We start from the raw sequence: 19,726 nt of genomic DNA on the forward strand, positions 1-19,726 counted from the left end.
AGCTTGAAGGTAGATTCTTGCCGGAAGACACTCTTCAGCAATAGATGAAGTCCATACTCAAACCTGGCCGCCCTTCACCTTCGCCCGAATCTATCGAGCGGATACTAAGCCGCTACTATCAGCAGCTAGTGGAGTGGAGTCTGATTCTTGCACGGGGCGACCACGCCGCCGCTGAGGAATCCGTGCAGGATTTATGCCTTCATCTAACTATCGCGCGACCAGACCTCAGTGACATTCGCAATCTCGACAACTACCTGTTCACCTGTCTTCGCAACATGTATGTGTCCAACCTGTCGCGAGTCTCGCGCGAGCGGCTGCGAGTAATTCAGGTAGAGGATTATGACGCCATCAGCATGGTTACAGCCAATGGCGGCCTGGACACAGTAGATATACAAAACGAACTGCTGCGCATCTGCGACTACGTGCTGGCACGGAAGTATGTATCGAAAAGCGCAAGCCACTTCATTCTGCATTTCTTCCTCGGCTACCACAGAAGCGATGTTGCTCAGCTGGCGCGCCTGCCCATTGCAGCCATCTACAACAAGCTGAAAGAAATTCGCGTCGAGTTACGAGACTATCTTTCTTCCGGCGGGAAAATCCGCCTCGTTCGCCGCAATACAATTCCTGAAAGAAAGCTTCTTCGGGCCGCCCTCGCCAGCAATGTCTTCCTGAAAGAACTGCGCACATCCATACTCGATGCAGACACGGCAGACTGCATGACAGAAGCCGAGCTTGTAAATTCCTACAAGAAACTCACCACTTCTCCCATGGAATGCCAGGACCTAGCCCACCTTGCAGGATGCGAACGTTGCCTCAAAATTCTGGAGCGCATTCTACAGTTGGATGACCACGATGGGCCACTCGACGGCATCGACGATCTTCCTCTCCCCAAGCGGGAAGAAAAGAAAAGCTTCGAGGCAACAATGCGAATGGTGCGCAAGCGCCGCGAGCAAATCATGGAACGGCACCCAGGCCTTCTGGCCATCGCCGTCGATGGAAATGTTGTTGCATTTCATGCCGTTGAAAGCGCGCACAACTCGTTGTCGTCGCGTGTAGACACAACTGTCGCAATCCACTTTATTGAGGTCTTCAACGAGTTCGGCGACCGCCTGGCCCACATCCCGTTGGATCCGGAAGCCACATTGTCTCCAACGGCACCACGTTCACAGCAAGTCCTGTTCAGTGATGAGCGCCGGCTACAGCTCAATGTAAACTTTGACGGGCTCGGCATTCATGCCGAGGTCGATTATGTTGACCCAGCTCTTGCGGGTGTTGCAAAGGCAGAAGAGAAACTTCGCGAAAGCCAGCCATCCCAATCGTTCTGGCAGCTCTTACAATGGCCTCTTCGTTTCCGTCTTGCTCTGTGGGGAGTAGCAGCCTTCGCATCGCTCTTGATTGCGATTGCGGCGGGAGTTGCCGGTTACAAATATCAACATCCCGGCTGGCAGGCTGTGCTCACACGCGCGCAAGCGAATACGCAGGCTCCACTACCAGATGAAACTCTGCATCAAGTTCTGCGTGTCGAAGAGACGATAGGCTCCGAAGAAAGCTCTTTGCTTGGCTCCATTGACGTGTGGCGCAGCAACAAGCAAGTGGTTCGTCGTCTCTACGATGCGCAGCAAAAGCTGTTAGCCACATCCATTGACACAGAGGATGGCATACACTCCGTTCATCTGGAGAACAAAACAGCGGCAACGCAGAACGAACGTCAACTCGCTGAGAGCGACGTGTGGCGTAGCGATGTAACGAGCGCTGCTTTCGCTAACAATTCTGGAACAACCACGGAAGCATCTCGCAATTCAAATGGCTTGGAAGTAACCCGGCACGAAGATAGTCAAAACGGAATTCTCACAAGAACGCTTCTTCTGGATAGCAACTACCAGGTGCAAGGCGAGAGAGTTTGTTATTGTAGCGGACCCACTGTCCACGAGATTCGCCTGGTGCAAACGCTGCTGCGCAGAGTCCCCAACCGCGATGTCCCCTCAGGCATCTTCGCACAGCAGTACGGATTCACTACACCGGGCAAGCAAAGCGAACGCAATCTCCACACCACGCCGAACATTATCCCTGCAGATGGCGCCATGCTGGCAAACCTGGAAGTTGCCGTGCTATATGAGTTGTTCCAGCAAAACGTTGATACGGGGCAGCCAATAGAGGTAAGCCCAACCGCGGATGGGCATATACGCATGACAGGAACGCTCGCCAATGCAAAGCTCATCTCTGCGATACGGCAAAAAATATCCACGCTTCCCAGTGCAAGCCAAGTGGACTTCCACATTTACTCCACGAGCGAAGCTGCCTTTTCCGTCTCACGCGGAAAAGCAATCCGCCAGCAGCTTGTCGGAAGTGACAATGACGCGCCAGCTACAGAACTGGTGCGCCGTGCACTTATAGCGAGAGGCATGAATAACTCCGCACTGCAAAACGCAGAGCAGGAGTTTGCGGCCTCGGCGCTTCTGCATGCACAGGCAGCACTGCAGCATGCCTATGCGCTGGACCGCCTCGGAACCATCCTTCAACTCTGCGGTAAAGCCTCCCTCGGAAGCGACGCACAGCTCAAGTGGGCGCAGATGACAGAGCGTCATTCCACCATCGCATTGTCGGAACTGCAAGCGCTGCATCAGCAATTGGATTCCATAGCAACAGGCATAGCAACAACACCTCCTGTAAATCCACGCTCCATTACAGATGCTTCCGCTTTTGTTGTCGCCGCGTCTGAACTGCGCAAGAAAGCACAAGCCGTCAACCAGCAAGTGGTGGAACTGTTTGCAGGCAGTGCTGCCGGTCTGCCGCTGGAGCAAGTGCGCGACTCCATTGCGCACCTGCAAACTACTTTGCCCGTTGTGGAAGCAAACCGCATGCGTTCCTTTGCAGGCCATCTCGCAAACCGCAACGCTTCTGAACAAAACGAGGTGGGAGAGATTCGTCCGCATTGATTGCCCGGTTGCCATGCTTATTGTCATTCAGGAAGCTTGTGCGCATCCTGGCCACGCTGCTTTTTGCAGCCATTCCCGCCTTCGCGCAGGTCAGCACTGCTAACGTCTCCGGAGAAGTGCAGGATACATCCGGCGCGCGCATTGCTTCCGTCACCGTCAAGCTGCTCAACCTACAAACAGGCAATGAAAACACAGCAACAACAGGACCAACCGGAAGCTTCCTTATCCCCGGCGTGCTGCCCGGCCTTTACAGCATGCAGGTTCAGCGCGATGGGTTTGCCGCCGTTCACCTGACTGGCCTTAATCTCAACGTGGGGGAATCGCGCCAATTCCTCATCAAGCTGCGTTTGAGCACCGTGGAAGAAACCGTAGAAGTAGACGCAAGCGGCCAGAACCTGAACACCGAAGATGCGCAAATGACCACGGTTATTGATTCGCATTTACTGCAGGAGATACCGCTCAACGGCAGAAGCTTTCAGGACCTGATTGCAATGACACCGGGCGCAGTATCAATCAGCCCACAACTTCTGCACAGTGGCGGCTTCAGCATCAACGGCCAACCATCAGACACGAATGTCTATTGGGTTGACGGCATCTCTGGTAACTTTGGCGCGGCGCCTCTGAACACAGCATGGAAAACGCCTTCCGCGGGCCAGTATTCCAGCGTCACCTCGCTTGGAACCACACAGGGACTGGTCTCACTCGATGCGCTACAGGAGTTCCGTGTCATCTCCTCTACGGCATCTGCAGAGTACGGAAGCACCTTTGGAGGACAATTCAGTCTTCTCACGCGTCAAGGAACCAACCAGATTCACGCTACCGCGTATGCGTATCTTCGCAACGGCTATTTTGATGCTTTCGATTGGTTTGCGGAACACTACAATTTAGGCGATTATTTCTACTACTACCAGCAGGACATAGGTGGCTCCCTAAGCATGCCGCTAACCTTTAAGTGGCAGCACGCAGAGCAAAGCCAGACCTATTTCTTTGGGTCGTATGAAGTCTTAAAAGTAGAACAGCGAACAGGCCCTACGAGTGCATATCTTCCCGGCTATAACTTTATGCAGCAGGCTCCCACTGCGGTGCAAAATGCTTTCCAGGCATTTTCCTCCTATTCAACTTCAACCGATGATGAGCGGCCACTCATTCAGTATTTAGATGAAGAATCCAGCCCGGCGAGCTTTTTCAAATCCATGGACTTTCGCATCGATCATCGCTTCAGTTCCCGTCTTTCCGGATTTGCGCGCTTTGGTGATACCCCAAGCAGCAGTGAGTCTGGATTTTTTTTGATGGGCGGCGTCAACACGCTATCCAATCAGAGCCTCACCCTGGGACTGGATGGTCAGCTTTCCTCGCATGCCGGCAACGAATTCAGAATTGGTTGGGCTCGCTCCGGCGCAAGCTTCGTATCTCAACTTGAATCGGATGCTAATCCGGACTTCGCTAAAAACTTATCTGACGCCTTGGGCTCACCCGCCTCACATACGGAAACACGAAGCCAACTCTATTTTGGCGTCGCAGGCATCGGAGATATCACATCATGGAGTGACAGTAGTACCAATGCTCTGCGTCAGCTTGAAGTGCGTGATACATTCTCACTGCAACACGGCCCGCATATGATTCAGGTCGGCATCGATCTTCGCAACCTGCACAGTATGGTAACCCCATTGCCATGGTCGATCGAAGCCGATTATCTAAGCGCGAACTCCGTACTGAACAACAGCGCAGATGCCTTGGTTGTGTCACGCAACGAGCCGTCACATCCTGATCTGAATCAGTTCGCCGCTTTCGTTCAGGACCAATGGCGTGTGACACCTAACCTTAACATCAGCGCGGGGCTGCGCTGGGATATCGCGCCGCCTCCTGGCAGCACCGATGGCCGCGATGCCTTTCGTGTCAATGGCGATATCAATTCGCCAGAGACGCTATCTGTGAGTCCTCGCGGAACAGCATTGTGGAGCACGGACTGGCATGCCATCGGTCCGCGCATTGGCATCGCATGGCATCCTGGACAGGCATCCGGACACGAAACAATTCTGCGCGGTGGTCTCGGAGTCGTCTACGATACTCCGAACCGCGCGGCCATGCCCTCCTTCACCGCGCTTGGCTTTTCAAGCACCACAGTGCAACGCAACGCAAGCATTCCAACCACTGCGGCAGCAGCTACGCCATCCTCTCCTGATGTTGCCGGACCAGGAAGCCTCGGCTATCTTTTCCCACGCAATCTCGCATATCCCTACTCCCTGCAATGGAGCATCTCCGCGGAACACGCCATCGGCGAGCATCAGTCCGTTGTCCTCTCTTACGTAGGCGCGGGTGGGCATGACTTGCCGCTGCCGCAACGGCGTACGGTTACAAGCTCCGCAACTCCTCTTCAAGAGGTTGTGACTTTCCCTTCCGGATTCTCCTCACGCTTCGATTCCATGCAGCTGGTTTATCGCGGCCAGTATCGTTCACGGCTCTCGTGGATGAGCTCCTATGTATGGGCGCACACGCTGGATTTCGGCAGCATCAATCCATGGGCTACGCCAACACGGAGCAGCGCGGATACAGACGTTCGCCATAACTTGCAGATTGCCCTTTCGTGGAACCCCACGACAAAAAGCACACATCGGTTTCTGCGTAATGCACTTTCCGGGTGGGGTATCGACGGACGCTATTTTCTACGCAGTGCCTATCCAATTACTGTGCTTGGAAATCTTTTCAACGACCCCATAACCGGCGAGCGGTTTTACTCCGCTGCGGACCTTATTCCCGGAAGGCCACTGTATTTATTTGACAATTCCCTGCCCGGCGGCCGCATGCTTAATGGTGGTCCCAACGTCGCCAATGGCGCGTTTCAACTGCCTTCCGGCAATGCTGAAGGAAATGCTCCACGCAACCTGTCACGTGGTTTTAATGCGCAGCAGTTCAGCTTTTCTCTTCGCAGGGATGTTCATCTCTACAAGCGTCTCTATCTGCAACTGCGTGGAGATGCATTCAACATTTCCAATGATCCTGACTTTGGCTATATTGTGCCCAATCTTACCGACCAGCTCTTCGGGCAATCCATTCTTTCACTGAATCAGAGTTACGGCCAGAATGGTCCCTTGTATCAGTCCGGCGGTCCGCGCTCCCTGCAATGGATGTTCCGGCTGCGCTGGTAGGCATGCGCGCGTGACTGCTTACTTCCGGCTTATCCCTGCACCCGCTTCGCAAAGGTGCGAATCGATATTGCGCAATGCAGCAGGCATAGTCAGGCCCGCCCTGGTAACAAGCGCAACAAATCGCGGGTCGTTATGGAGAGAGTCGTACAACGGGTCAACCGCAACGTGGAGCATGTAAGGGTCCTGCGAAGAAGTAAGCTTCTCCAGCTCGGCCAGCGCCTGCTCGCGCTTGCCTGCACACGCAGACCATTCGGCGGGAGAAAAATCATTCACCTGCCCCACGCCTTTTCTGCTTGTAATCGCATCCAGCCGCAACTGCGCATAGGCGCGAACTCCGCCGGTTCGCAGCACATCCATGCCCTTGTCTTCCAACTCAATGCGCGCGCGGTCATTCTGCAGCAACGCCATGTGTTTCCACTCCTTGACCGCATCTTCGTAGCGTCCTGCTTCGAAGTACACCCACGCCAGTGTGTTGTGCGCAATGGGAAGATCGGGCAGCAGCTCAACATACTTCTGCGCCGCTTGAATGGCAACATCGTTTTGTCTTGCATAAACGCCAACAAGCCCTTGCATCGCATACACCGAAGGTAGGAACGGGGCACTGGTCTGCGCAAGATTTATCTGCTGCATCGCTTCATCGAAACGTCCCTCTTCCGCCAGTAAGACAGCAAGCCAGTTCCGGTACTCCGCCTGCGTTGGATCAATCTGGATGGCGTTGCGCAACTCCGCCTCCCCACGCGAAAAGTTCCGGTCCTGCTTATAAGCAACACAGCCCAGCACAGCATGCGCCTGTGCCAGCGAAGGAGCAAGATGAATCGCACGCTCCGCCGTATCCTTTGCCTGGTTCAACAAACCGTCCCGCGGATTTGTGTCATACGAGCTGAGCTTCAGGAACGCTGTAGCCATGCCTGCATATGCTGCCGCAAAATTTGCATCGCGCTCCGTTGCCTGCTGAAAGCTCGCTATCGACTTCTTCAGCGAATCCGGATCGCGCTCAAACATCTGGTAAGCGCCCTGCAGATACAGCTCATAGGCCTGCGCATCATTCGTGCTTCCCTTGAGCGTCTGCAATGTCTGCGTATTCGACTGCAAATAATGAAAGACATCCTGCTGCAACCGCTCGCAAAGCGCAGGCAAGTCCTTCTTCGCTCCGCTGTACTCGAACGAGGCCAGATGCACCGCGTCGGACGCCCGCACCAGCTCAAACTTCAGATCGTATTGGTCTCCCTGGCGAACCATGCTGCCAAGCAACAAATCATCCAGGTTGAGCGCACGCGCAATACGTGGAATCTCCGTCGATTCCGACGAAGTAAATGTGCTGGCGGCGCGCACCTGCACCTTAGGCAACCGCGAAAGCGCATCGCTCAACTCCAGCCGGAACCCTTCCCCTACATCCGTGTCCTGCGGGTCACCGTGCACACGAATCGGAGCGATTCCCAACTTAAGCCCGCTAGCCGCAGTGTTCACTGGGTGCAAGAAACGCCAGATACCAATCGCGACCGCTGCTATCACCACAGTCGTCATCACTGCCGCCCATATCCATCGTCGCCCTGCACTTCTCTGCACAACACCAGAAGGCAGTTCCACAAGCGGAGCAGACAATGCCACGGCAGGAGAAACTGTAACAGGAGCAGAAGCAATCAAAGCCTCCGCCTGCACGGGCGCGGCAACCGGCTCTACCGGTTCCACCACAGACGCCATCTCAACCTGCTGGCTGAGGAAGGCCGAACTACGGGGAATCACAGTAACTCCACCGCAGAAGCTGTAGCCTCGCTTGGGAATAGTCTTCAGAAAACGAGGATTGCGCGGGTCATCGCGCAGAATTCCACGCAGCCGATTCACTGCTACGTTGATGCCCTGCGTGTAATCCAGAAACTCTTCATCCGGCCACAGCACCTGGCGCAACTCGTCGCGGCTCACCAGTTGGTTGGCATTCTCCAGCAGCACTTCCAGTAGCAAAGCCGTCTGCTCGGGCAGGTGCGAGCTGCGCTTTTTACGCGTCAGGGTGCCGGTTTCAGCATCGAACGTGAACTCGGCAAATGAGAATACTTGCTTGGCCATGGCGCAACGTCCGCTACAGCCACACCAATCCTCCAGGGATGTAAATGGGGACAACTGCGCGGAAATTTAGAGCTAGTTTAACACGAAGAACCTTGCAAATTTCATAAAGTTCCACTTTGGGAATGCCTGTAATTCGCAGAATATATTCAAGATATCTTGAAATACATTGTTTAGAAAAAGTTTAGGCTGCCTGAATTGCCCTGCGCTTGAACAATTCTTACGATCACACTCAACGCTGTATCCAGATTCCGAATCTTCTCCCCAGACTCAGCCGGAGTGTATCCCCGGCACACCTTTCTTCTTCAAGGATTGCGAATATGGCTTCTTGTTTCTCCCATACGGTCCGCTTTACGGCTGCGTCTCTTCTAGGCCTCGCAATGGCCTGTACCGGTGCGCACTCACTCAAAGCTCAGTCGCTCCCGCACGCCGCTCCCCGCGTCACCCAGGCAATAGACGAAGCGCATCGCGCAACGCTCGCGGGCAATGTGCACCCGCTGGCCCTTGCGCGCTACGACAAGGGAGAAGCTGCCGCCTCCACATCTACTGGAAGCATCCAGATCATCCTGCAGCGCAGCTCCGCGCAGCAGTTAGCGCTCACCCAGTACCTAGCGGACGTCCAGAACCCGCACTCGGCCAACTATCACAAGTGGCTCACGCCCACCGAGTTCGGCACGCGCTTCGGCATCAGCGACGCTGACCTGCAGACCCTCGAAACCTGGCTCCAGGGCCACGGCTTCAAAGTCGAGCGCGTCTCCAAGTCCCGCAACGTTCTGCAATTCTCCGGCAGCTTCGGCCAGGTGGAAAGCGCCTTCCACACCTCCATCCACAGCTTTGAGGTAAACGGAGTCTCGCACTTCGCCAACATTTCCAATCCGCAGATTCCCTCCGCGCTGCGCCCCATCATCGCTGGCATAGGCCCGCTGCATGACTTCCACCCCGTCTCGCAGGCCCGGTACTCCGGCAAGTCGCACTACGACCCGTCAAGCCGCGCCATCCACCCCGACCTGACGCTCTTCGACAGCTCCGGCAATTCGTATCTCTACGTTGACCCCGCCGACGCAGCCACCATTTATGACACGCCGAACGCCACGCTGAACCCCAATTACACCGGCACCACCTACGACGGCGCCGGCATCAACATCGGCGTCATCGGCGACTCCAATATCACCATGCAGGACGTGGTGAACTATCGCGTAGCCTTCCTGGGCGAAACCGCAGCCAATGCCAACCTGCCCACCGTCATCGTGGATGGTGTCGATCCCGGCATCAATGGCGATGAAGGCGAAGCTCTGCTCGATAACGAAATCGCAGGCGGACTTGCTCCCAAAGCCAAGCTCTACTATTACGTCGCCGCCAACACTGACCTGCAGACCGGTATCTTCGACGCCTTCGTCCGCGCGATCGACGACAACCAGGTAAGCATCCTCAACCTGAGCTTTGGCGGATGCGAAGCCGGCCTCGGCACAGCAGGCAATGCCTTTGTGCTGGAACTGATGCAGCAAGCCGCAGCGCAAGGCATCAGCGTCACCGTCTCCTCCGGCGACAACGGTTCCGCCGGCTGCGACAGCGACCAGAAGCCCTCGGCGCAGAATGGCCTCGCCGTCAACGGGCTTTCCTCCACGCCGTACAACATTTCAGTCGGCGGCACGGATTACGATGTGCTCCCCGACAACTTCGCCACCTACGCCACAAACTCTTCCGGCGGCAAACAGGACAGCGGCACAGCTCCCTACTACCGCACAGCGCTCTCCTATATTCCCGAGCGCCCGTGGAATAACTCCACTTCATCGAACAACGACCTTGCCTCCAACTCCCCTCTCTATATTCAGGGATCTACAGATATCGTTGCAGGCAGCGGCGGCAGCAGCAGTTGTACCAACTCCACAACCTCAGGCAACGTCATCACCTGTCAAAGTGGATATGCAAAGCCAGCCTTTCAGTCTTCTCTCACGCCCAGCGACAATGCTCGCGACCTTCCCGACATCTCCTTCCTTGCGGCCAACGGCCTCTATCAAGCCACCTGGGCCATCTGCGCCGACAACGTAGCCAACGGTTCCTCCTTCCCTCCCTATACGGATTGCGAAACCAACAACGGCGCCTTCACCAGCAGCACCAGCTTCAGCGGTTACGGTGGAACCTCTGCCGCAGCGCCAACCATGGCCGGCGTCCTCGCGCTCATCGAACAAAAGACAGGCGCGCGTCTTGGCCAGGCCGACTACGTTCTCTATCAACTTGCAAAGACGAAATACAGCACCATCTTCCACGACATTACCGAAGGCAACAACTCGGTCGTCTGCACCAGCGGCTCCACCAACTGCAGCGACAACGGTTTCCTCTCCGGCTATGACGCCGCTGCAGGCTATGACCTCGCCTCTGGCCTTGGCAGCGTGGACGTAGCCCAGCTCGCCAACAACTGGGACTCCGCCGCTCTCACCAACACCACCACCACGCTCAAGATCAACGGTTCCACCGCCGCCATCAACGTGGTGCACGGAACTTCCCTCACCTTCGAGGCTTCCCTCGCGCCTACCGCAGCAACCGGACAGGTTGGCATCATCGATGATGCGAATGAAACAGCCGACGGCCCCAAGAACAACGGCCAGACGCTTATTCAACTCAACAGCGGCACCGGAACAACAACGTACAACGGTCTGCCCGGCGGCAGCTATACCGTCTACGGCTACTACGGCGGTGACACTTCCAACGCAGCCAGCACATCGAACGGCATCCCCGTCACCATCACCGCAGAAGACAGCACCGTGGCGCTGATAGCAAATCTCTATGCCGCGGATGGAAGCGGCACAGCAATCAAGAGCCTCTCGAATGTTCCTTATGGCTCTTACCTCCAGGCGCAGGCGCAGATTCTCGGCAAAGCGGAAGGCACAAACAGCCAGGGTATTGCCACCGGCACCATCTCGCTTCAGGACAACGGCACAACGCTCGCCTCCAATCTGCCCATGGGCGCAGCCAACTCAGTGGAATACGAAAGCCCAACCACGGCATATCCAGCGGTATTCGCCATCGGTGCTCACTCTGTCACCGCAAGCTACGCCGGAGATGCAAGCTACAAGGCAGGCACCAGCACGCCGTTTACTTTCACAGTCGTGAAGGGCGCAACGGCCATGAGCCTCACCGCGCCGAACACAACCATCAGCTCACTTGCCGCTGCACATCTCACCATCGGCGTTGGCACCACCAGCGCCGGAACCTTCCCCACCGGCACCGTTACCTTGTCCGTCAACGGCAAAACGCTGAGCACCTTCACCAGCTTTAACCAGGGCTACGGCAACAATGGCGGAGATATGTCGTATGTGACCTACTCCCTGCAAGGCAGCGCACTTACCGCTGGCGCAAACACCATCACCGCCTCTTACAGCGGAGACAGCAACTACACCAGCTCCACCGGAAGCATCGTTATCAACGTTGTGCAGGCTGGCTTCTCGCTGACCAGCAGCGGCGCAATCACCGTTGTAGGCGGAGCAACCACAGGCAACACATCCACCATCTCAGCCTCGCCAACCAACGGATTCACCGGCCTTATCAACCTCTCGTGCACCGTAACCTCCGGCCCTGCGAATGCAGCCAGCGCGCCTGCCTGCAGCCTACCCGCATCGGTAGACATCACCGGAGCCACATCCGCATCCGCAACACTGAGCCTTGCCACCACAAGCAGCACAACCTCGGGCTCTTACGTTGTTACCGTAACCGGCGCAGATGCCACCACTGGCAAAATCACCGCCACCACCAACGTCAACGTCACCGTTACAGGAACGACAACAACACCCGCCAGCTTCGCTCTCAGCAACAGCGGCAATATCACCGTAGCGCCCGGAGCAGCAACCGGCAACACCTCCACCATCACCGTTACTCCCGCAGGTGGATTCACCGGCACGGTCAACCTCTCCTGCGCAGTAACCACCAGCATTACAAACCCTGTGGGCGCGCCCACCTGCAGCCTGCCCGCATCGGTCAGCATCACAGGAACCACCGCGGCAACCGCAACGCTCACCGTCAACACCACTGCCGGAACCAGCGCCGCAAACAAGCCTCTAAGCTTCGGCATAGCAGGCGGCGGAGCAGCGCTCGCAGCCCTTCTCTTCCTCGGCGTGCCCAAACGCCGCCGCTGGCTCTCGCTTGCACTCGTAGCTCTTGCGCTTGGCGCAGCATGGACAACCGGCTGCGGCGGCAGCTCTGGCTCAGGCAAAACCACCAACCCTCCGCCACCCTCCAACGGCACCACTGCGGGAACATACAGCGTTGCCATCACCGCAACGGACGCAGCCACCGGGAAGATCACCGGAAAAACCACAGTCACCGTGACTGTGAACTAATCCCCAGACTCGAACCGTTTTGCAGCATTGCAGCAGTACACATCACGCATTCAGTGAGGCCTCTATGTCGAAACTGTTCCGGATATTTCTCACCGCCCTTGCGGCATGCGTAACGCTAAGCAGCGTTGCGCATGCCTCCCGCCAGACACCGCTTCCGGTCCCCCACGCCGCTCTAATCCAGCAGAAAGCGAACGCCAAACCTCGTACTCCGTTTGAGCGTCTCTTCCTGCCACACCTGCAAACGCAAACCAGCAGCGCCGCCAAATCGCGCAATGCCTTTTCCACTTCGCGCATGGATACAGGCACAACCAGCACTACACCAAACTTCGGCGGTTTCGTAAGCGCGCCATACTATCCGGCCCGCCTTGAATCTTCCTGTATCGCCGACCCGTATAACTGCGGCGTATCAGTCGAGTTCGCGACAGACCTCAACAAAGACGGCAAGCCCGATATCGCCATTGTGCAAAGCGACGGTATCCTCAACGTACTTCTCAACAACGGCAGCGGCGGCTTTGGTGCTCTCGCCACCTATAGCAATCCCAACTTCTCCACTACCAGCGTTCAGCAGGCTTTCGTATCCGACGTGAATAACGATGGCTATCCTGACATCGTTGTACTCGACACCTACAGCAACACCTTTATCGTCTATCCGAATCTCAAGAACGGCACCTTCGGCACGCCTACCGCAACCAGCTTTTCCATCTCGGACAATCTTGGCTCGGTTGCAATCGGCGACGTAAATGGCGACGGCTATGCTGACATCGTCATGCTCTCCTACAACTCCACGCGTGTCTCCACAACGCTGACCGTGCAGACGTTCCTCGGTTCCGCCAACCTGGCCTTCGCAGCGCCAACAGCGGCTCTTGTGCAAACCGTCACAGTTGCCGGCGCGCCGCAAACGTCCCTTGGTCTCAACTCCATTGCACTGGGCGACATCAATAAAGACGGCAAGCTCGACATTGCCCTCGAACTGTGGGAGTACAGCTCGCAAGGCACCATCATCGTCACCACATCGCTCGGCAAAGGTGACGGCTCCTTCAGCACGCTCAACACAAACGCGCCCATCACCGCACCCTTTCAGCCCGGCTTCTTCTTCCCCTTTGAAGACCTCAGCCAGGGTGGCGTAAAAATCGCGGACGTCAACAACGACGGCAACCTCGACCTGACCGCTGAAGGCGATGGCACATTGCTCGTCGCGCTTGGTAATGGCAGTGGCGGCTTCAATGCAACCACGCAGAGCACCAACATCGGCTCCGCGGATCAGTACCTCTTTGCCGATGTAAACGGCGACAACATTCCCGACCTCATCCAGGAAGACGGCAACCTCAACGTCTGGACAGGCAAGGGCGACGGCACATTCACGCAGCCTGCCACCGGCAATGACTACATCGTCGATCCCGGCGGCTTCCAAAGTGCCTCCGCAGCCGACTTCGACGGCGACGGCAAGCTCGACGTTGCCCATCTCGGCGAAGACTACAAGCAGGTATCCATCCTCTTCGGCACAGGCTCCGGCTCACTCTACGCAACACCGGCATTAGCCTCCTCGCTCACCTCGCCCGCCACACCGTTCGCGCTGTCTCTTGGCACGGTAGCCGATGTGCAAGGCAAAGGCTATAGCAGCGTCGTCTCTATCGATGGATTCACCGGCAATATCCTCACCGGCCTCGGCGACGGCAAAGGCAACTTCACCTATGTCGTCGGCCTCGCTGCCAGCGATGTTTCCAATCTCGCCTTCATTGAGCCCGTTGCGGCCGACTTCAACGGCGACGGCAAGCAGGACATTGTTCTGGCTGGAGTTGACGGTAGCCTCTCCGTTGCGCTCTCCAAAGGCGACGGCACATTCAGCACACCAGCTTCGCTTGCAATTCCCACCACTTGCCCACTCAGCTACGCAGCCACCGGCGATGTAAACGGCGACGGCGTAAGCGATGTCGTTGTGGCCTATCCCGGCGACGCCACCTGCAGCGCCACCGTCACCACCGGCTCGGGCTACTACACCCTGCTGGGCAAAGGCAACGGCAGCTTCGCCGCTCCAGCCTTCAATGCGTACGGCTCTGAGCTTTACTCCGTAGCCATCGCCGACATGAATCAGGACGGCAAAGCCGACATCCTCACCGACGACACACCTTTCGTCACAGGCGGAACCTTCAGCGTCGATCTGCTCCCCGGCAACGGGGATGGAACCTTCGGCACAGCCATCAACATCAACACCGGCAACATGGCCAGCCAGGTCATCGCCGGCGACTTCAACCAGGACGGCAAGCCCGACGCGATTCTTCTCTCTGAAGGACAGCAGAATGACACCGACACCTACGCCACCGCCGGCATCGTTCTCATCCCCGGCAACGGCGACGGCACATTCGCCGCATCCTCGCAGATCGCAACCGGCAACTTCTTCCTCAACGGCGTGCTTGCCGACGTTAACAACGACAGCATTCCCGACCTGACCGTCGCTCTCTATCAAACGCCCGGACAGCCGAAGACCTACTACGGTCTTTCCACGCTGCTCGGCACCGGCGGCGGTTCCTTCTCAAACCCCGTCAACCAGTTTGAATCGCTCGCTTCAACGCTTCCGCTCGTTGGCAACTTCTTCTCAGACAACGCGCCAGACATCGTAGCGCAAACCGGCTACGGCACCGCGCTCTTCCTTGGTCAGGGCGGTTCCACCATCTCTCTCACCAGCTCCAGCGCTGCCATTGACTTCGGCAGCACGGAAACATTTACCGCCACCGTTGCCGCATCCATGACTGGCCGCCCAGCACCAACCGGCACAGTCACGTTCTATGACGGAACCACGCTGCTCGGCACCGCGCCTCTCAGCACTGGCTCTGCCACCTACACCACCTCAACGCTGGCCGTAGGCGCGCATTCCATCACGGCAGTCTACAGCGGAGACTCCAGCATCAACCCGGTCACCTCCTCTGCAACTGCTGTCACCGTCACCACGCTCGCGCCGGCCTTCACCATGACCAGCAGCACAAGCAGCCTCAACCTCTCACGCGGTCAAAACGGAGTTATCTCCCTCTCGCTGGCCGCCAACGCAACCTTCAACGACACGCTCAACTTCACCTGCAGCGGCGCACCGACCAACACCACCTGCACCGTGAACCCCACGTCTCTTGCGCTCACCCCGGCAGGCACCGGCACGGTCTCCGTAGTCATCGGAACCACAACCCCGCATGCCGCCAACACCCAACCCGCAGCACCGTTCCAAAAGGCCTCCGGCATCGCCAGTCTTGCCAGCGTCTTCTGCCTCGTTGCAGGCTGGCGCTTCCGTAAGCGCATGCTGGTTATCGCTCCGGTTGCCCTGCTCATGCTTTCGCTCTTCGGATTGAGCGGATGCGGAGGCAGCAGCAGCGTTGAGACTGCCAAGGCCGGAACCTATAAGCTGACGATCACGGCTACACCAGTCAACACTGCATCGGCAGCGCAAACCACAACCGTTTCCCTCATCGTTCAGTAAGCAATCTGTAAACCTCAAGCGGCCATGCTTAACATGAGCATGGCCGCTTTTTCATAGCCAAATTCGCCTCATAACTAAATAAAAAATCTTGACTTCCATCCGCATCGTGTATATTACATATCACAAGCAATGAAGAGCACCTTCCAATCCGCAGACCTCTGCTCTCCGCGCACGCTCTGTTGTTGCCTCATGCTTGTACGTTGTCGCTAGTCACACCTTTTCCCTTTCGACAATCCAAACCGCAGTAGGATTAAAGTCCGCAAACTAACTTCGGCTTGGTTCTACATCTCTGGACTGCATGAACAGCTTTCCACATGCACAAGCATCCAGGGTATCGCGCAAAGCCCGTCAGACTCGGCACATTTCCAGGCAAGCCCGAAGTAGAGCCGAAATTCTGATATGTGATATCTGAAAAATGAAACTTTCTTCTTTTGAGGAGTTTATGAGGAAATTCGCCAGCCTGCTCCTGTTGTCCTCTTCGATTGCCATGCCGGTGCTTGCGCAAAAAACAGCACAGAAACACGGAACAGTGACCTCGCCGGATGCCGCCTTCGGATTTAAGCCGGGAACCGACCGCAAGCTCGCGGATTGGAAAGAACTGACGGCCTACTTCAAAAAGCTCAGCACGGAGTCCGACCGCATTCGCTACGACGAAGTAGGCAAGACCACCGAAGGCCGACCCTTCGTCGCCCTCACCATCTCCGCGCCTGAGAACCTTGCCCACCTCGCTCACTATCAGGAGATTCAGCGCAAGCTAGCCGACCCGCGCACAACAACGCCCGAGGAAGCTAAGCAGCTCATCGCCGAAGGAAAGACCGTCCTCGTCGTCACCTGCAACATTCACTCCACAGAAATTGCCAGCTCGCAGAGCGCCAGCGAGTTTGCCTATCAACTGGCCACCGGCGACTCCGAGCGCATTCGCTCCATCCTGCACAACGTCATCATCGTGCTCGTCCCTTCGCTCAATCCGGACGGCCAGCAGTTGGTAGTTGACTGGTACAAGAAATATCTCGGCACGCCTTACGAAGGAAGCAACCCAGTCGTTCTGTGGCATCACTATGTTGGCCACGACGACAACCGCGACTGGGCCGCCTTCACGCAGGTGGAAACGCAGCTTGCGGTGCAAAAGGTTCTCAATCCCTGGCATCCGCAGATTCTCTACGACATTCACCAGCAGGGCGAAAACGCGGCACGCATCTACGTGCCTCCGTTCGTAGATCCCTTCGACCCCAACATCGACCCGCTCATCATCCAGTCGCAAAACGCGCTCGGCATGAACACAGCACTTGAAATCTCACAGACCGGCAAGAAGGGCGTGCTGTCCTACGGCGTGTACGATTTCTGGTCTCCGCTTAGAGACTACGTTGCCTACCATAACGGCCTGCGCATTCTCACCGAATCCGCAAGCGCGGATATCGCAACGCCCGTCAACATTCCTTTTGAAAAGCTTACGCGCGGCATCGGCTACGACCCAAAGGTGGCTTCGTGGAACTTCCCCGACCCGTGGAAGGGCGGCGAATGGCATCTCGGCGACATCGTCAACTACCAGATTGACGCCTTCTTCTCCATAGCAAACAACGCCGCCACATATCGCGAGCGGTACCTCAACAACTTCTATCAAATCGGCCTTCGCGCCGTGAATCGCACAACCGGCCCATCGGCATTCATCATCCCCGCCGGACAAACAGACACCGCCACCGTAGCAAGGCTCGTCAACATTCTGCGCACCGGCGATGTAGAAGTCGAACAGGCAACCGCGGACTTCGACGCCGACGGCAAGCACTACGCAAGCGGAAGCTACGTCGTGCAGTTGGCGCAGCCCTTTGGCTCCTTCGCCAAAACGCTGCTTGAAGTGCAGAACTATCCCAACATCGCGGAATACCCCGGCGGTCCGCTGCAGCGCCCCTACGATGTAACCGCGCAAACGCTGCCGCTGCTCTTCGGTATCACGGCAGTTCCTGTCAACGACAAAGTAACCGTGGCCTCCAGCAAGGTGGACGTTGTGAAGCCCACAGCCGGACACTTTGAAAAGTCCTCCACAGGCAACGGCTACCTCATCGCCGACAACACCAACAGCAGCTTCTATGCGCTCTTCGCATTGCTTGCAAAGGACGTGAACGCCTATCGCCTCACCGGCGCAGGCTCGGAGCCTGGAACCATCTACATACCGCAACAACAGGACGTAGACGCCAAGCTCGCAGCCATCGCGGAGAAGTTCCCCGTTGAGATTCGCGCTGCAAGCGCTGCGCCAACCGGCACCGCATTGCAGGTTCACCTGCCTCGCATCGGCCTCTATCAAAGCTGGGTCGCTTCCATGGATGAAGGCTGGACACGCTGGATCTTCGATCAGAACAACATCCCCTACACGCGCCTCGTGGATGCCGATATCCGCAAGGGCGATCTCAACCAACGCTTCGACGCAATCCTGATTCCCGACAATTCGCCTGCAGCCATCACCTCCGGGCGCTTCGGCTTCGGCGAAGAATCTCCTGCCCCAACGCCAGCTACGCAATCGGCACAGGCAGAAGGCGGAAGGCGGAGAGCGTCCAACGCATCGGCAACGCCTGCGACGAATGCGAGCAACGAAGAAGTGCGCAGGCCGCAGACACCTCCGGAGTTCCGCGGCGGCCTTGGAAAAGACGGCGTAGCAAGCCTCCACTCCTTTGTGGAAGAGGGTGGCACCATCATCACGCTCAACAAGGCATCGGAAGTCTACGTAGGCAAGGAAGACGGAACAGTATCGAATGCCTTCGACACCATCGACCGCAAATCCTTCTACATCCCCGGCTCCATCCTGCAGGTAGCCGTCGATCCAACCAACCCCATCGCGTTCGGATCCACGCCAACCGTGCCCATCTTCTACGAGAATGGCCCAGCCTTCAAGGTCAACGGAGCCGCGCATTCCGTCGCATACTTCAACACCGACAAGCCATTGCTAAGCGGATGGATTCTCGGCGGCCAATTCCTCAAAGGCACCTCCGCCATTGCGGAAGAGCCCGTAGGCAAAGGCCACATCATCCTCTTCGGCTTCCGTCCGCAGTACCGCGCCATGTCTGAGGGCACATACAAGTTCCTCTTCAATGCGCTGCTCTATTCCACCTCGAAGCCAACAGCCATTGGAACCACCTCGGCGCAAAACTCAAGTCTGGTAACTGACCACAAAGGAGCAGAGTGATGTCTCTCAAATCAACCAGTCTCCGTCGTTGTTGTCTCCACACTTAATCCCTGGATGAAATCGCAAAAGGTTGTCGAAGCGGCCTGCTTAGCAGGCTGCTTCAATCCCCCTCACCCTTTTTTCGACCAACTGTTCCATTCGCAGCCATTTTTTGGAGACACTATGCGCAATCTGCAGAACTACCAAAGGCGTCTTACAAGCCTTCCACTTTACTGGAGGCTCGCAACACTCGCGATATTCCTCATCGGAATATTCACCACACACCCCGCCGCAGCGCAGACCACAGCCGACGGCACCATCCACGGGCACGTAGCGGATACCACCGGCGCCGTTGTCGCCAACGTCAACATCGTTGCGCACAGCACCTCTGTAGGCGGCATATTCAAAGCCGTCAGCGATGCCGAAGGCAACTACCACCTCACGAATCTTCCTCCAGGCACCGACTACACCGTAGAGGCAGAGGTCTCCGGCTTTGAAAAATTCGAGCGCACCGGACTCATCGTCCGCGCCGGCCTCAACGTCACCGTAGACATCGCGCTCAAGATTGGCTCCACAGGCGAGACCGTAAAAGTCTCTGGCGACGCGCCGCTCATCGACACGCAAAGCGCCGAGCA

The 19,726-nt window shown here is 56.9% G+C and carries 7 protein-coding genes; 6 read left to right on the forward strand and 1 reads right to left on the reverse strand.

From position 1 onward, the window contains the following. Positions 1-44: 44 nt before the first annotated feature. Together AC5S3R_RS16860 and AC5S3R_RS16865 are read left to right on the forward strand one after the other, a co-directional pair. Positions 45-2,936, forward strand: coding sequence for an RNA polymerase sigma factor (locus AC5S3R_RS16860; protein ID WP_494268324.1), 2,892 nt, complete (start codon positions 45-47; stop codon positions 2,934-2,936). 38 nt (positions 2,937-2,974) lie between these two features. Then, a complete protein-coding gene (locus AC5S3R_RS16865) occupies positions 2,975-6,082 on the forward strand; it encodes a TonB-dependent receptor (protein WP_494268325.1) in 3,108 nt (1,035 codons plus the stop codon). A gap of 18 nt (positions 6,083-6,100) precedes the next feature. Here AC5S3R_RS16865 and AC5S3R_RS16870 read toward each other — a convergent pair whose 3' ends face one another. Then, positions 6,101-8,143 (reverse strand): winged helix-turn-helix domain-containing protein, encoded by a 2,043-nt coding sequence (locus tag AC5S3R_RS16870; protein WP_494268326.1) that lies wholly within the window; start codon positions 8,141-8,143, stop codon positions 6,101-6,103. A gap of 317 nt (positions 8,144-8,460) precedes the next feature. Between AC5S3R_RS16870 and AC5S3R_RS16875 the strand changes: the two genes are divergently transcribed. The 4 genes from AC5S3R_RS16875 to AC5S3R_RS16890 form a co-directional block, all read left to right on the forward strand. Beyond that, entirely contained in the window at positions 8,461-12,474 is a 4,014-nt protein-coding gene (locus tag AC5S3R_RS16875; RefSeq protein ID WP_494268327.1) for a protease pro-enzyme activation domain-containing protein, read from the forward strand. Positions 12,475-12,538: 64 nt separating this feature from the next. After that, positions 12,539-15,937, forward strand: coding sequence for an FG-GAP-like repeat-containing protein (locus AC5S3R_RS16880; RefSeq protein WP_494268328.1), 3,399 nt, complete (start codon positions 12,539-12,541; stop codon positions 15,935-15,937). 442 nt (positions 15,938-16,379) lie between these two features. Further along, positions 16,380-19,112 (forward strand): M14 family metallopeptidase, encoded by a 2,733-nt coding sequence (locus AC5S3R_RS16885; RefSeq protein ID WP_494268329.1) that lies wholly within the window; start codon positions 16,380-16,382, stop codon positions 19,110-19,112. A gap of 162 nt (positions 19,113-19,274) precedes the next feature. Beyond that, a partial coding sequence (locus AC5S3R_RS16890; protein ID WP_494268330.1) for a carboxypeptidase-like regulatory domain-containing protein occupies positions 19,275-19,726 on the forward strand: 452 nt, incomplete at its 3' end.

The sequence above is a fragment of the Occallatibacter sp. FHG110214_02 genome (assembly GCF_059115385.1).